At 39.3% G+C, this 16,797-nt stretch carries 12 protein-coding genes; 10 read left to right on the top strand and 2 right to left on the bottom strand.

The genetic code is table 11. From position 1 onward, the window contains the following. The first annotated feature begins 229 nt into the window (after positions 1-229). Genes YQ22_RS05030 through YQ22_RS05065 form a run of 8 tightly spaced genes read left to right on the top strand, consistent with a single transcriptional unit; the run spans position 230 to position 14,228 of the window. A complete protein-coding gene (locus YQ22_RS05030) occupies positions 230-3,268 on the top strand; it encodes a SusC/RagA family TonB-linked outer membrane protein (RefSeq protein ID WP_071340307.1) in 3,039 nt (1,012 codons plus the stop codon). Positions 3,269-3,278: 10 nt separating this feature from the next. Next, positions 3,279-4,826: a RagB/SusD family nutrient uptake outer membrane protein gene (locus YQ22_RS05035; protein ID WP_071340308.1), complete on the top strand. Its 1,548-nt coding sequence runs from the start codon at positions 3,279-3,281 to the stop codon at positions 4,824-4,826. Positions 4,827-4,838: 12 nt separating this feature from the next. Next, positions 4,839-6,638, top strand: coding sequence for a LamG-like jellyroll fold domain-containing protein (locus tag YQ22_RS05040; RefSeq protein WP_071340309.1), 1,800 nt, complete (start codon positions 4,839-4,841; stop codon positions 6,636-6,638). Between the two features lie 44 nt (positions 6,639-6,682). Next, entirely contained in the window at positions 6,683-8,041 is a 1,359-nt protein-coding gene (locus tag YQ22_RS05045; protein ID WP_071340310.1) for a glucoamylase family protein, read from the top strand. Then, a complete protein-coding gene (locus YQ22_RS05050; protein ID WP_083414193.1) occupies positions 8,038-9,474 on the top strand; it encodes a glucoamylase family protein in 1,437 nt (478 codons plus the stop codon). The genes YQ22_RS05045 and YQ22_RS05050 overlap by 4 nt, the downstream gene beginning before the upstream one ends. After that, positions 9,464-10,258 carry a prolyl oligopeptidase family serine peptidase gene (locus YQ22_RS05055; RefSeq protein WP_071340311.1) on the top strand — a complete coding sequence of 265 codons (795 nt, stop codon included), beginning with the start codon at positions 9,464-9,466 and terminating at the stop codon, positions 10,256-10,258. The genes YQ22_RS05050 and YQ22_RS05055 overlap by 11 nt, the downstream gene beginning before the upstream one ends. A gap of 22 nt (positions 10,259-10,280) precedes the next feature. Beyond that, positions 10,281-12,551, top strand: a complete 2,271-nt coding sequence (bglX, locus tag YQ22_RS05060) for a beta-glucosidase BglX (protein ID WP_071340312.1) — start codon at positions 10,281-10,283, stop codon at positions 12,549-12,551. A gap of 39 nt (positions 12,552-12,590) precedes the next feature. Next, on the top strand, positions 12,591-14,228 hold the full coding sequence (locus YQ22_RS05065) for a sulfatase family protein (protein WP_071340313.1): 1,638 nt from the start codon (positions 12,591-12,593) through the stop codon (positions 14,226-14,228). On the opposite strand, the gene YQ22_RS05070 is transcribed toward YQ22_RS05065, so the two are convergent. Next, positions 14,225-14,659, bottom strand: a complete 435-nt coding sequence (locus tag YQ22_RS05070) for a BLUF domain-containing protein (RefSeq protein WP_071340314.1) — start codon at positions 14,657-14,659, stop codon at positions 14,225-14,227. The two genes, YQ22_RS05065 and YQ22_RS05070, sit on opposite strands and share 4 nt — an antisense overlap. 224 nt (positions 14,660-14,883) lie before the next feature. Between YQ22_RS05070 and YQ22_RS05075 the strand changes: the two genes are divergently transcribed. Beyond that, a complete protein-coding gene (locus YQ22_RS05075) occupies positions 14,884-15,357 on the top strand; it encodes a hypothetical protein (protein WP_156894533.1) in 474 nt (157 codons plus the stop codon). Between the two features lie 111 nt (positions 15,358-15,468). Further along, entirely contained in the window at positions 15,469-15,978 is a 510-nt protein-coding gene (locus YQ22_RS05080) for a peroxiredoxin-like family protein (protein ID WP_071340316.1), read from the top strand. A 98-nt stretch (positions 15,979-16,076) separates the two neighbouring features. Here YQ22_RS05080 and YQ22_RS05085 read toward each other — a convergent pair whose 3' ends face one another. Then, complete coding sequence (locus YQ22_RS05085; RefSeq protein ID WP_071340317.1) at positions 16,077-16,793, bottom strand: ribonuclease activity regulator RraA; 717 nt, start codon at positions 16,791-16,793, stop codon at positions 16,077-16,079. Positions 16,794-16,797: the final 4 nt, after the last annotated feature.

Consider the following 16,797-nt stretch of genomic DNA (forward strand, 5'->3'; position numbering starts at 1 on the left):
TATTAAGAATGCGTTAATTAGCTACATCATTACTACATCAAAACGTTAATTTTTACTTTTCCATTAACACATTTACTACTGCAAAACCCCATAATCAAGGCTTTTCACGCACTACACACTATTGATGTACTTTTTATGTAGTTCAATAAAATTTAACTGCTCCTTGTTTTGATAACTTGCTATCAAAATTAACAACTTGATAATTTTACAACTCAATTTTTAAACAATTATGAAAATAGAAATCAAATTTTTAACATTCTGCATTTTAATGACCCACTTGGCGGTTTTTGCGCAAAATGGAATTTCGGTTTCGGGAACTGTTATTGACGAAGGTGGTCAACCATTACCTGGTGCAAGTATTATAATTAAAGGTACTACTACAGGAACCCAAACTGATTTTGACGGTCTATATATTTTAAACGATGTACCTAGTGATGGTACTCTTGTCATCAGTTACATTGGCTACTCTTCCCAAGAAATTTTGGTGAACGGTCAATCAACTATTGACATAAGCTTATCTGAAGATTCTCAAACTTTAGATGAAGTGGTTGTCGTGGGTTACGGTACTCAGAAAAAGGCAGATCTTACTGGATCTATTACGACCATTAAAACAGAAGATATCACTAGAACGCCAACGAGTGCGGCCATGCAATCCTTACAGGGTAAAGTAGCAGGTCTTCAGGTAGTAAGTAGCGGAGCTCCCGGTACAGGACCAACAATTAGGGTTCGTGGTATTGGATCATACGTAGGTGGCGCATCTGACCCACTATATGTAGTTGATGGTACCTTTTTCGATGACATCGATTTTCTTAACACAGAGGATATTGAAACTATCTCTGTTCTTAAGGATGCCTCTGCCTCCGCAATATACGGGGTACGTGCCGCTAATGGTGTAGTATTGATCGAAACCAAATCGGGTAAAATCAACCAAAAACCAGAAATTACATATAATGGTTACCAAGGGGTACAAATAGCACAAAATGTGGTTACACTTTCAAACAGTGAACAGTTTGCCACCTTGGCAAGAGAATCTGGTTCTGCTGCCGAGGCACAGTCTATTGAAAATGCCATACAACGATATGGAAGAAGTAGAATCAACCCTAATGTACCAGATGTCAACACAGATTGGTACGATTTAATTTTGCGTCATGCCCTACAACAGAACCATAGTATTGGTGTTGCCGGTGGTACGGAATCCGTAACATATTCATTAGGCTTAAACTACTTTGAACAAGAAGGTATTTTGAACATGAAGAATGAATACCAAAGGTTCAATATTAGGTCTAAGGTAAATGTGGATATTACCGATCGCTTAGATATTGGTATCTCTACCCTTTTTAGCAATGCTACAAGTTATAGACCGGAAAACACGGCTTTTGCTTTGGCATATTATGCAACGCCTACAATGCCTGTACTAGATCCTTCTAAAACAGATGCATATCCTAAACCTTATGCGAATGCACAAGATTTAGGATACAGAGGTACGCAGAATCCTTTTCCTATAATGGAAAATACCGAGAACCGAGACAAGATCAGAAATACCTTGACTACGGTTGACCTAAACTATCAATTAGTTCCGGATAAATTAACTCTAAAAACTGCTTTTTACCACAACTTTGAGACTACAGAAACTAGAGAGGTACGCTTACCTTACTTTTTTGGAAATGGTAACGCATTTAGGGAAAATGCCGAGTTAGTAAAAAGAAACCAAACTTTCTCCGAGCAAACTTGGGACAACACATTAACCTATGACGATAGTTATGGCAAACATAACCTAACGGCATTGGTAGGTACTTCTTACAGAGACCGTTCTTATGAGCAATTAGAGGCTAAGGGACTTAACTTTCCCAATGGACCCGGTATTGGCGATGAATCTTATTTCTTGGATTTAGCAAAGACTATTGATGTAGATGGCGTAGGTGATGATGGTCTTAGACAATATTTTTTCTCATACTTTGGGCGAATTGCTTATAACTTTGATAGCAAATACTTGCTCTATGGTACGTTTAGAGCTGACGGAACAAGCAAATATCAAGAGAAATGGGGCTATTTCCCAACCGTTGGTGTGGGTTGGGTGGTTTCCGAAGAATCTTTCTTGGAGAACAGTAACGTTATTGATTTTTTAAAATTGAGAGCCAGTTGGGGTGAGTTAGGTAATGCAAACGTTGCAGCCAGTACCGGTGGTATTACCTCAACAGAGGTAGATGCCGCTTTTGGTGATGTTCGTTATCCAGGCTTAGTAACCAGCAGTGATTTTGAAGCCCTAAAGTGGGAGGTTACTGCAGAAACCAACGTAGGTTTAACCGCCAGATTATTCGATAATAAATTAACGATCGATTCTGATTACTACGTAAGGGAAACTCGTGATGCGGTTATACCGGTATCTAGATTGTTAGTACCAGGTGAAACCAGGCAGAACGTGGGCGTAATTAGAAACTCCGGTTTTGAAATAGTTGCCAATTGGAATCAGAAAGTATCGGACAACTTTAGCTTTAGTGTTGGGGGTAATTTCTCAACTCTTGATAATGAGGTATTAGACTTAGCGGGACAAGAAAATCTAACTTCTGGTGGCGACACCGCCCAACGTACAGTTGTTGGCGGCACCATTAATCCGTTCTTCGGATTAAAAGTAGACGGTGTTTACCAGACCGATGAAGAAATTTTATCGGATCCTGCGGCACAAGCTGCAATTGCCAATGGTTTAACCGTTGCGCCAGGAGATTTAAAATTCGTTGATCAAAACGGAGATATGGTAATTGATGCCCAAGATAGAGTTGATCTTGGCTCATATCTTCCAACCTATTCTTTCGGATTCAATTTTGGAATGAATTATAAAGCGTGGGATTTTAATTTAAATGTAATTGGTCAAGGCGGTAATGTCATTGCCAACCAAAAACGTTTTGCCATTCGCCAGACACCAGATGCCAATATAGATAGAGATTTCGCCGTAAATAGATGGAACGGTGCTGGTAGCACCAATAGCTATCCATCGGCAAGAGGAATCAGAAACCCTTGGAGCAACCAGTTCTTAAGCAGTTTTTTTGTTGAAAAGGGAGATTTTGTGAGACTACAGAACGTAACATTAGGGTATACGCTACCAAAACTTAATAGCAAATTCAATCCTGATATTAGATTCTATATCACCGCAGAGCGTCCATTGACATTCTTCAACTATAACGGATTTACTCCTGAAGTTTCTGATGGTAGAGATACACAGACCTATCCTATACCTGGTGTATACACCTTTGGCGTAAATATTAAAATTTAAACATACAGCTATGAAATATATAAAAGTTAACAAACTAACAGTGCTTTTAGCCTTTCTAGGTACTGTACTAATAGGTTGTTCAGACGATCTGGATCAACCGGAACTGAATAATAATTTTGCGGGAGGAACCGATTTCTCCCAAACCGATGATATGATTTTTTCATTGATCGGAGTTTACCAATCTGTTGCAGATAGAGGTTGGGAACAGCCACTAGTGGTAGCCACTAGAGGTGATGATGTCAACGCAGCGGGTGACCAACAAGGTCTAAAAAATCAAGACCGCTATGTGTACGACAACTCCTTCTTTGGATCAAGAACCTTATGGGAAACGTATTATGGCGATATCATTGGTGCCCATACGGGTATGGAGCAGATTGAAAGATATATGGAGTTTGCAGATGATGAGGGCATCGCTTTAGGCAATCAATATATCGCCGAGGCAAAAGTTTTACGTGCCGTGCTGCTTTTTCAACTATCGCAAGTGTATGGTTCGGTATTCATTCCTACCTCATCAAACTTAAATGATTTTGCAGACGTAACATCCGTACCTAGTAAAGATGAAGTTATGCAACACATTTCTGATCAAATGGACGAAGCAATTCCGTTCTTGCTTGACCTAAGGCCAAATGAAAGAACTGACCTACCTGGCGGCGTTACCAAGTACACCGCTTTAATGATTAAGGCAGAGGCAAATCAAGAACTAAAAAACTACCAAGCCGTAGCGGATGCGACCGGTGAAATTATTGCTTCTGGCAAGTTCAGTTTGTTCCCAGATTATTACGAACTGTTTAAAACTCCCGGTAAACTAAGCGACGAAAACTTATTTGAATTTCAATACTCGGATTTTGGCAATGGTGAGGGTGATAGGGTAAGCCACTTGTACGCTCCATATGGTCCAAACTCATGGAATCCGGAGGTTGATGGTTCTAGTAATGGCTGGGGATTCTTTGAACCTAGCTTAAAATATATAGAATTCATGTTGGACAGGGGCGAGACCGATCGTCTGGAAACTTCGGTTTTCTTTAGTCAAAAGGGTATTGACAGTTTGATCGCTACTACGCCTTATACCGCAGAAACCCTACCTTCATTTGTATCTCCCATTACCAGGGATGGTGATGAAAATACTTCAACGGTTCGTTCCATATTTTCAAGTGGAAAACACTATTTACCTACCAATCAATTAATACCTGGCCGTACGGCTTATGGCAGTAACAAGAACAACATTGTTTTTCGTTACTCAGAAACATTGCTAATGTATGCCGAAGCTCTAGTTCAAGGTGCCAATAATTCTGTAATGACTGCAGATGAGGCGGTAAACCAAGTAAGGGCAAGAGCAAATATGGCTCCATTAAGTGGTGTTACCCTTGATCAGATCGTGGATGAAAAATATGCAGAACTTTCAATGGAATGGGGAAAGCGTTTTTTCGATATGGTACGCTTGGGCAGGTATGATGAACTAAGTTTTGATGGCAGAACATTTACGGAAGACAAGGCTTTTGTAACCTATCATCAAGATCAGATAGACGAGTTTCCAATATTAGGTGAAATAGCAAACTAAAAACCAACTACAATGAAATATTTTAAACACATTATTACCTTTTGGTTGGCTGCCTTTATTTTGGTAGCCTGCGAAGATGGTATAGATTCTCTTACCGAAGTTGACCCAGGGGCAGATGAAACGGCTCCTAGCATTACCATTACATCTCCAACAGAAGGTTTGGCAGTAAAAGTTAATGAAGAATTAGCAACTATTACCATAAAATTTGAAGCTCAAGATGATATAGAATTGGCTTCTGTCAACGTTGCTTTAGATGGAACAACTATTAAAAACTATGCTGATTTTCTGGATTACAGAAGGTTGGTAGTTGATGATTTGGTTTATGATCAATTAGCGGATGGTGATCACGTTCTTACCGTAACGGCAACAGACCTAGATGGTAAAACTACTAACGGCACGGTCAATTTTACAAAAGAGCCAGCCTATGTTATTAAATATCCTGGTGAAATTTTATATATGCCTTTTGATGGCGCGTATGTTGACCTGATCAGTTTTGAAGAAGCCGAAGAATTTGGCTCCCCGTCCATTAGTGAAGACAACATTGCTGGAGACGGCGCTTACCAAGGTGCAACCGATACGTATTTGACCTTAGACCCTGAACGATTCAAGAATGCAGAATTCAGTGCTATCTTTTGGATGAAAATCAACAGTTCTCCCGATCGCGCAGGTGTATTGACTATGAGTGCGCCTTTAGTGAATGGCGCAGACAATGACCTTTCTAAAGGGTTTAGATTTTTCCGCGAAAATGCTAATGGCAATCAACGTTTTAAATTAAATGTAGGTTCTGGTGATGCAGGCACTTGGTTTGATGGCGGCGGGGCTGCAGACGTAGATCCTTCTTCAGGAGAATGGGTAAACTTCGCATTTACCATTTCCGGTGCTGAAGCCGTAGTATATATTGACGGTCAAATTGCCAGTGAAGGTGCTTTTAGCGGAATTGACTGGACAGACGTCAACGTACTTTCCATTATGTCGGGCGCACCTAACTTTACAGCGTGGAACCACTTATCGGACGAAAGCTTATTAGATGAGCTTCGTATTTTCAACAGAGCTATTTCTCAAGAAGAAATTCAACAAATAATGGCAGATGATTCTGGTGAATTTGTTTCTACCTACCCTCCTACTTTTGACGGTGAAATGTTCTATATGCCATTTGATGGTAGTTACAATGAACGTTTTAGAAACATTGACGCTACCGTTGTAGGTACACCAGGTTTTGCCGGTGAAAGTGTAGAAGGTGATAATGCCTACGCAGGTGCAACAGATTCTTATTTGACTTTTCCCACGAATGAATCCGGAGCTTTAACTACCGAAGAATTCAGTGCCACGTTATGGTACAAATTGAATGCAGACCCAACAAGAGGTTCCATCTTAGTTATGGGTCCGGAAGATGTGGACAACGCAGGTTACCCAGATGTACAGAACAAACGCACAAACGGATTCCGATTCTTTAGGGAAGGTGATGCAACAAGACAAGTATTTAAGTTGAATGTGGGTAATGGTGACGGTGAATCTTGGTTTGATGGTGGCGATGCGGCTGCACTGGATCCTACTACTACAGACTGGGTGCACTTGGCTTTTACCATCTCCGGTACTGAATGTGTGGTTTACTTTGATGGAGAAGTAGTTGCTCAAGGTGATTTTACAGGCGTAGATTGGACAGGTTGTGACCTATTATCCATAGGTTCAGGCGCTCCAAGGTTTACAGAATGGGGACATGGTTTTGACCTTAGTTTTATTGATGAGCTAAGATTATACAACAAAGCACTGACCCAACAAGAAATTCAAGATATAAGACAAGCAGGTCTTTAAGCACGATAATAGTTTAGTTTAAATTAGTTAATGTAGTAGATTTTATGAGGTTATTTTTAATTTCAATGACCATTGCAACTTTGTTAGTGGGTTGCAATGGTCAATCCTCTAAGTCCAAACTTAGAGATAAAGACAAGCAAAAAGAAGACATCAAATTAACGGATGAACAATTATTGGATTCCGTACAAAAGCAGACATTCAATTATTTTTGGGAAGGTGCAGAGCCTACATCAGGGCTGGCAAGAGAAAGAATTCATTTAGATGATATTTATCCAACCCACCACAAGGATATTATTACCATAGGTGGTTCAGGTTTTGGTGTAATGGCAATTTTAGTTGGTATTGAAAGAGAATTCATTACACGTGAAATGGGTCTTGAAAGATTGGAAAAAGCTGTAGATTTTCTTGACAAAGCCGATCGTTTTCATGGCGCATGGCCACACTGGCTTACTCCAGATGGTAAAATGACTCCGTTCAGCAAAAAAGATAATGGGGGAGACCTGGTAGAAACCGCATTTCTTATTGAAGGCTTATTGACCGTTAAAGAATATTTTAAAGACGGTAATGAACGTGAACAAGCACTTGCCCAACACATACAACAACTATGGGAAGAGGTGGAATGGGATTGGTACACCAAAGGTGAAAACGTACTATACTGGCACTGGTCCCCGGAGTATGAATGGGATATGAACTTCCCAGTAGGTGGTTATAACGAAGCTTTGATCATGTACATTTTGGCAGCGGCATCTCCTACCCATCCTATTAAAAAAGAAGTTTATGACAAAGGCTGGGCTAGAAATGGCGCTATAACAAAAGATACCACTTTTTACGGTCTACCCACCGTTTTAGATCATTATGAAAGTGATGCATCTCCTGTAGGCCCTATGTTCTGGGCTCACTATTCTTTTACCGGTTTAAACCCAAAAGGTTTAAAAGACCAATTTGCAGATTACTGGGAATTGAACCATAATCATACCATGATACAGTACAAATATGCCGTTGACAACCCTAAGAATTTCAAAGGGTACGGAGATAACCTTTGGGGGCTTACGTCTAGCTATTCTATTAAAGGATATGACGGACATAGACCAGATAGGGATATCAGCGTTATTTCCCCAACTGCAGCACTGTCTTCCATGCCATATGCCCCTAAGGAAAGTATGGCATTTTTAAGAAACCTGTACACCAACCATGATACGCTTGTGGGTAAATACGGTCCATATGATGCCTTTAGTTTGGAAAAAAACTGGGTTTTGCCTAGATATTTAGCTATTGACCAAGGTCCTATTCCGGTGATGATAGAAAATCATAGAAGCGGATTATTCTGGATGCTTTTTATGACCAACAAAGATGTAATTAACGGGTTAGATAAATTAGGATTCTCAGTAGCATCTACAAAATGAAGGGCAAAAACCGACATAGGAACCAAAAGAAAGCACTACAAAAGGCGTTCGCTATATTCTTGGGAATCTTAACGATAACGGTAATGGCGTGTTCCTCATCGGAACCCGATGCCCCAACTGGGCAATCTGAGCTACCGGAAACACCAACAGAGCCAGAACCAGACCCTGAAGTACCCGAAATTACAGATGAGGAACTTTTAGACCTTACCCAACGTGAAACCTTCAAATACTTTTGGGATTATGCCGAGGCAAACTCTGGTGCGGCGCGTGAACGTTTTCACCCCAATGAACCATCTAACGACCCAAATACGGTTAGTATTGGCGGTACAGGTTTTGGTTTAATGGCATTGATCATCGGAGCAGAAAGAGGTTTTATTAGCAGAAACGAATCTGTACAACGTATTGATCAAATCTTAAGTTTCCTGGAAACTGCTGATCGTTTTCACGGTGCATGGCCACACTGGCTACATGGCACCAATGGTACCGTTAGACCTTTTAGCGAAATGGATAATGGTGGCGACCTTGTAGAAACTGCATTTTTGGCGCAAGGCTTAATTTGTATTAAAGAATATTTTAAAGATGGTGACGATACCGAAAAGTCTTTAGCGAATAAAGCTGACACCCTTTGGAAAGGGGTTGAGTGGAACTGGTATACGCAAGATAAAAATAGCCTTTACTGGCACTGGAGTCCCAATTTTGGTTTTGATATCAACTTAGAACTTAAAGGGTATAATGAAGTAATGATTGCTTATATAATGGCTGCCGCTTCACCGGAATATTCCATTGAAAAAGAGGTGTATACCAACGGTTGGGCATCCAACGGAGCTATTAATGATGCTACCAGTGCATATAATATTCCATTAGTGGTGGATCACGCAGGAAACTCCCCTAACGGCGGACCATTATTTTTTTCGCATTATTCTTATTTAGGGCTGCGGCCACAAAACTTGAACGACGACTTTGTTGATTATGGTACTGCGGCCATCAACCATGCTAAAATTAATTATCTGTACTGCGTAGAAAATCCTAAAAATTTCATCGATTATGGCGAAAATTGCTGGGGATTAACGGCTAGCTACTCCAGAAACACAAATGGCACTTTAGGGTATAACGCACATAGCCCAAGTAATGACACAGGCATAATATCTCCAACAGCGGCTATAAGCTCCATTCCTTACACTCCGGAAGAATCCCTAAAAGCGTTACGCTATTTTTATCAGCATAAAGATAAATTATTGGGACCTGCAGGATTTTATGATGCTTTTAGTCCGCAAAACAATTTTTGGGTTGCAGAAGCCTATTTGGCAATTGACCAAGGACCTGAAATCATAATGATAGAAAACTACAGAACGGGCTTACTTTGGAATCTTTTTATGCAGAATGAAGACATTCAAAACAGTCTTAACAAACTAGGTTTTACGTATGAAAAATAAACACTTGTTTCTTCTCGCCATAATTCTTGTGTGCAGCTATACAGCTTTTGCACAAGATACCAGCTTATTTGAAAAGAAAGAATTGATTGTAAAAGGTGATACGTTGCCATATAGAATGCTATACCCAGAAAATTTTGATACGGAAAAAACTTATCCGTTGATCTTATTTTTACATGGTGCAGGTGAAAGAGGCAATGACAACCAAAAACAATTAACACATGGTAGTGCTTTATTTCTTGATCAAAACAATAGAACCAAATTTCCCGCAATTGTTATTATGCCACAATGCCCTAAATATGATTATTGGGCTCAGGTAAACGTAGATCGTAGCAACTACCCTGTTCAATTGGACTTTCAATTTAAAAAAGGACCAACCAAGGCAATGGACCTTGTGCTGCAATTATTGGAAAATTATGAAAAAGAAGATTTTGTAGATAAAAACAAAACTTATGTCATGGGGCTTTCCATGGGCGGTATGGGCACCTATGAACTTTTAGCAAGACAACCAGACCGTTTTGCTGCCGCAATTGCAATATGTGGAGCGGGCGACCCAGCTTACGCAACAAATTACGCGAAGAAAATTCCTGTATGGGCATTTCATGGTGCTCATGATCACGTTGTTGCCCCTTTACAAACAATGGAAATGGTTAGTGCTTTACTACATGAGGGAGCTTTCCCCCGGCTTACCTTATATGATTTTGCCAACCATAATAGTTGGGATCCCGCTTTTACAGAACCAGATTTATTACCATGGCTTTTCTCTAACTCCTTGAACAAAGAATAAAAGGTCATTAAAACTGATATTTATGTCTCATACCTTTAAATTACTACCATTACTCCTATTGTCTTTTGCCATTTCTAAAATGTCTGCGCAAGAAACCATACCTGAAGTTGAAGCCTTATTGAGCAAAATGACTTTAGATGAAAAGATAGGACAGCTAAATCTATTGACACCTGGTGGCGGTATTGCTACAGGGTCTGTTGTAAGTGAAAATGTTGAAGCAAAAATAAAAGCTGGTCAAGTAGGTGGTTTATTTGGTGTATCAGGACCAGAGAAAGTTAGGCAAGCACAAGAAATAGCCATAAAAAATTCTAGATTAAAAATTCCTTTATTAATAGGTTCCGATATTATTCACGGTTACAAGACCACCTACCCTATTCCATTGGGTGTGGCTTCTAGTTGGAATATGGAACTAATTGAAAGTGCCGCAAAAATGGCTGCAAAAGAAGCTACCGCAGATGGTATTAACTGGAATTTTTCACCAATGGTAGATATATCCCGTGATGCCAGATGGGGAAGAATTTCTGAAGGTTCTGGCGAAGACCCATACTTAGGATCGGCTATTGCAAAGGCAATGGTGAAAGGTTACCAAGGTAAAGATTTAAAAAATGCGTATACCATGATGGCCACGGTTAAGCATTTGGCATTGTACGGTGCCGTTGAAGCTGGGCGTGATTATAATTCGGTTGATATGAGTAAGGTGAAAATGTACAACCAATATCTACCACCGTACCAAGCAGCTGTAGATGCCGGCGTAGGTAGCGCCATGACATCTTTTAATGATATTGACGGTATACCTGCTACTGGGAATAAATGGTTGATAACGGACTTATTAAGAAAGCAGTGGGGCTTTAAAGGTTTTGTTGTTTCTGATTATACTTCTGTAAATGAAATGACCGCGCATGGATTGGGAGATCTGCAAGCTGTTTCCGCCCAAGCAATTAATGCGGGACTTGACATGGATATGGTGGGCGAAGGTTTTTTGACCACACTTAAGAAATCTGTACAAGAAGGCAAGGTAACCGAAGAAGCCATTACCATTGCCTGTAGAAGGATTTTAACCGCAAAGCATCAATTGGGACTGTTTGATGACCCTTATAAATACTCGGACACTTCAAGACCTAAAAAGGATATCCTGACCGCAGAAAACAGAGCAGCTGCCAGAAAAATTGCCACACAATCTTTTGTACTTCTCAAAAACGATAACAACGTACTTCCTTTACAAAAAGATGCTAAAATCGCTTTGATTGGTCCTTTGGCAAATGATAAAAACAATATGCTGGGTACATGGGCACCCACAGGTGACCCTCAATTATCCATACCCGTTTTAGAAGGTTTAAAAAATGTAGCTCCAAAAGCTAAGATAACGTACGCCAAAGGGGCAAATATCACCAATGACCCTGAACTGGCTTCACGTGCCAATGTTTTTGGCCTACGCGTAGATATTGACAAACGATCGCCAGATGCCATGATTGCAGAAGCTTTGCAAAACACTAAAAATGCAGACGTCATCGTTGCAGTGGTCGGGGAAGCTTCAGAGTTTGCTGGGGAAGCAGCTAGTAGAACCGAAATATCAATACCTCAGAGTCAAAAAAAATTAATCAATGCCTTGGCAGAGACTGGCAAACCTGTGGTATTGGTACTCTTTAGTGGAAGACCACTGACCATCGCAGAAGAATTTAACCTACCGGTAAATATTCTACAAGTTTGGAACCCTGGTGTTGAAGCCGGTAACGCTATAGCAGATGTGCTTTTTGGAGATTATAATCCGTCAGGTAAATTAACGGCAAGTTGGCCTAGAAACGTGGGGCAAATCCCCATATACCACAGTATGAAAAATACAGGAAGACCAGCACCTACCCATACATTTGAAAAGTTCAAATCCAATTACCTAGATAGTGAACTATCTCCCCTTTTCCCTTTTGGTTATGGGCTGAGTTATACCACATTTGAATATAGTGCAATAGCTGTTGACAAGAAAAAAATAGCACAAGATGAAGCTGTTAATATCTCGTTTACCGTAAAAAACACTGGTGATCATGATGGTGAAGAAGTAGTTCAGCTCTACTTAAAAGATGAGGTACGCAGTATAACACCTCCAAAAAGACAGCTTAAGGGTTTTAAAAAAATATTCCTGAAAAAAGGGGAAAGCCAAAGAGTGACTATCCCCCTTTCTGCAAATGATTTAAAATTCTATAAGAGTGAATTAAAGTTTGTAGCTGAACCAGGGAAGTTTATTGTTTTCGTAGGTGGTAATTCCAATGCTGAGATGTCTACTGAATTTGAACTGGAATAAATCTTTGATCCAATATTTAGAATAAAATTGAATTCGACTATGCGACTTGGCATCCTAACGCTTATAGGCTTATTGACCACTGCTTGTAACACCAAAATAAATACGAGTAAAAAAACCGCTCAAAAACCAAATATCGTATTTATCATGGCAGATGATCACGCCATTCAAGCAATAAGTGCTTATGGCCACCCCATCAGCAAATTGGCAAATACTCCTAATATTGATAGGATTGCCGAGAATGGAGCCATATTCCAAAACAGTTTTGTTACCAACTCCATTTGTGGTCCTAGCAGAGCAGTTATCCTCACCGGAAAACATAGTCATATAAACGGATTTAGACAAAACGGAGATCACTTTAACGGTAGTCAGCCCACATTACCTAAAATGCTACAGCAATCTGGTTATAACACCGCAGTATTCGGTAAGTGGCATCTACATGGTTATCCAGAAGGATTTAATCATTGGAAAATTATTGTAGACCAAGGAAACTATTATAATCCTGATTTTATTGAACATGGCGATACAACCCGTATAGAAGGCTATGCTACCGATATTATTACCAATGATGCCTTACAGTGGCTGCAACAGGACCGAACAGATTCTCTTCCATTTTTTTTAATGGTACAGCATAAGGCCCCGCATAGAAATTGGATGCCCGCACTGAGACATGCAAACCTTTACGATTCTATACAATTTCCATTACCCGATAGTTATTTTCCTGATTTTAATAAACAATGGGCTTCTAAAGAGCAACTACAGACCATATATAATGACATGTACGAAGGCCATGATTTAAAAATGACCAAATCTTTTGGGAGCACACAACTCCTGAATAATCCATGGACCACGGACTTTGATAGAATGACCCCAAAACAGCGTGAAGCTTGGGACGCCGCTTACTTAGATAAAAACAACGATTTTCATAAAGCTCACTTAACCGGTAAAGATTTGGCCATTTGGAAAGGTCAGCGTTACCTTCAAGATTATATGGCAACTATTGCCGCAGTAGATGAGGGTGTCGGCAAAATTCTTGATTATTTGGAAGAAAGCGGTCTTGACAAAAACACGCTAGTGGTCTACACTTCCGATCAAGGTTTTTGGATGGGTGAAAATGGTTGGTTCGATAAGCGTTTTATGTATGAAGAATCTTTTAAAACACCACTACTAATGCAGCTACCTGGGACCATAAGACCAGGAACCAAAATCAATGCCATGGTGCAAAATCTAGATTTCGCGCCTACTTTTTTAGAACTTACCGGGTTTTCCAATTTAAGTAAAGACATGCAAGGAGAATCTTTTTTCGGATTATTGAACGGGACACTTAACGAAGACGATTACAGAGATGTGGTTTACTATCATTATTACGATTACCCCGCATTTCACATGGTGAAGAAGCATTACGGTATACGAACAAAACGTTATAAACTAATACATTTTTATGATGATATAGATACTTGGGAGTTATACGACCTTGAAAAAGACCCAAATGAAAAAATGAATTTGATTATGAATACCGATTATGCCCAGGTCTTACATAGAATGCGCGTTAAACTGGATAGTGTACAAACACATTACAAGGTTACCGAAACTGAATTTAAAAAAGCTCCTAAAGATAAAGTGGACAAAGCCTACGAGCAATTTAAGAGACTTAGGGGTACACCAGCTACATTTAACTAGGCTCGCTGCTCTAGGCTATTAAGCAAGTTCTTTGCCGCCAACCAAAATTTCTTGGTAGTGGGGTTTGGTATCACGTGCATTTCTTCATCTTCATCACTAGAACCCACCATAAGCTTCATATATTCAAATGCCTCATTAGGTATTTCATCCGATAGAAATGCCATACTCCAAGTATCAAACTCCCTAGAATAGATATTTCCCTCAGAGAGCAGCTTTACCTCATGATGTCGTTTATCAACCTTTATCCTTTCGAACAATGTCAATACAACTTCTGCTTCCCCTTCCAAATACTGTATAAACATTTCATCATAATATATTAAACAACCCGTAATATCATGTTTAAAATTAAAATCTCTTGAGGTATTGAGTATTTCATTTATTTGGGTTGCATTCAGTGTTTTGGCAATAGATCTATAAACCAAATTATACATAAAAACCAATGTCTAATTATTAAATTCTACAACAATATCTTTAACATAGCGAGGGAACAAAAAGACATCTTTTTCTTACAATTATATTAAAAAGAAATATCTTAACACTATTTAGCACCTAATCTTCTAAATTAAATCTGTAGGGTCAATTTTATTTTTTATAGCGACTATAGTATTTACATATATACCATAATTTTCAGTAACACTCTTAAAACATGAAGATTATGAAAAATACAATAGTTATAACTGCAGCATTGACCTTGATATTAGCATCATGCTCAAGCACAAAACAGACGACAACAAATCAAACAGAAACCGTTACCGAGAAGGTAAATACTGAACAAAACATAACAACTGCGAATACAAATTCTGAAGCCTCCAACACATCGGTTATTGATCAGCAAAACACGGCCGCACAAGCTAATGGCTCAACAGGTGCCATGAACAACGTTATGGCAAAAGGTAGCACAACTACCATTAGAGATGAATATGCTGATATGTTCACAAAATTGGAAATGAGCAACGAACAAATAAGTACGTTTACCGCTGCCATGAACAGATTTAAAACTAAACAGGCCAACACACCAAGTGGCGAAATGTTAGGAAGTATTGAAAGTGAACGTACCCGACAATTAGAAGAAATTCTTTCTAGTGGCCAATATGCAAAGTATGAAGAATGGTTAGCTAATAATCAGTAAGTAGCTACAGCTTTCATTCATGTATTGCATCAATTCTATAAGCTATTCAACAAACTTTTGAGCAAAGCCCCTTGTACCTTTATGCAATACTAATTATAAAATAATATTGCAATGATAAAACCTACACAAGAAGTACCTGAGTTAAAATTGCCGTTGATCAATGATACAAAATGGAGTTTGTATGATCAAGATAGCAAAGCATTTACAATGCTTGTTTTTTATAGAGGTCTACATTGCCCCGTTTGTAAAAACTACCTTGAAGCCCTAACAAAAAAATTAAAGGATTTTAGTGATAGAGGTGTTCATTTAATCGCCATAAGTAGCGATAGTGAAGAAAGAGCAAAAAAGGCTGGTAAGGAATGGAATATTCCTGAGCTACCCGTTGGTTATAATTTACCCATTGAAACCGCAAGGGAATGGGGGCTATATGTTTCTAAAAAAACATCTGACAAAGAGCCAGATGAATTTTCAGAACCCGGATTGTTCTTAATTAGACCAGATAATACTTTATATGCAAGTGCCATACAGACCATGCCATTTGCAAGACCTAATTGGGACGATATTTTAAACGCAATTGACTACGTTACCAAAAATGATTATCCTGCCAGAGGTGGAGAGTAAAAATTTGCGCTTTTTTATAGCACGCAACAAAAAAAGTGATTTGAATTCTAAAGAATCAAATCACTTTTTTTTCTGTTTTCAATCTATGTTAATTTCGTTTATTCTTTCTTCTCTTTCCACTTTTCAAACTTGGCTTTTGCTTCATCGCTCACCATAGGATAAAGCCCGATAATAGGCGTACCTGTCTGTACACTTTCCATTACAAACTCTTCGTACATAGTCATTTCTAAACATTCATTAGCTACCTCATCTGCAAGATGTGCCGGAATAACCATAACACCATCATCATCACCCAGTAAAATATCTCCAGGAAATACCGCAACATCACCGCAACCGATCGGATCATTTATAGCAATTGCCTGGTGCAGGGTAAGATTTGTAGGTGCCGATGGTCTATTATGGAATGATGAAAAATCCAGATCCGCAATTTCCGCAGAATCCCTAAAACCGCCGTCGGTAACAATTCCAGATACCCCACGAACCATTAACCTTGTTATCAATATTGACCCTGCCGATGCCGCCCTTGCATTCTGGCGGCTATCTATAACCAAAACAGCACCTTCTGGACACTGCTCTACTGCTACCCTTTGCAAATGCTTTGGGTCTCTAAATACTGAAATTGGGTTAAGATCTTCCCTTGCCGGTATATAACGCAAGGTATACGCTTCGCCGACCATCGTAGGCCTTCCTAATTTCAACGGTTTAACATGCTGTATAAATTGATTTTTCAATCCTTTTTTAAAAAGACATGTTGCTACAGTAGCGGTACTTACTTTTTTTAATTTGTTTTTTGTAGATGTTGATACTTTGGTCATAATT

The organism is Maribacter sp. 1_2014MBL_MicDiv (assembly GCF_001865655.1).
GTDB classification, from domain to species: domain Bacteria; phylum Bacteroidota; class Bacteroidia; order Flavobacteriales; family Flavobacteriaceae; genus Maribacter; species Maribacter dokdonensis.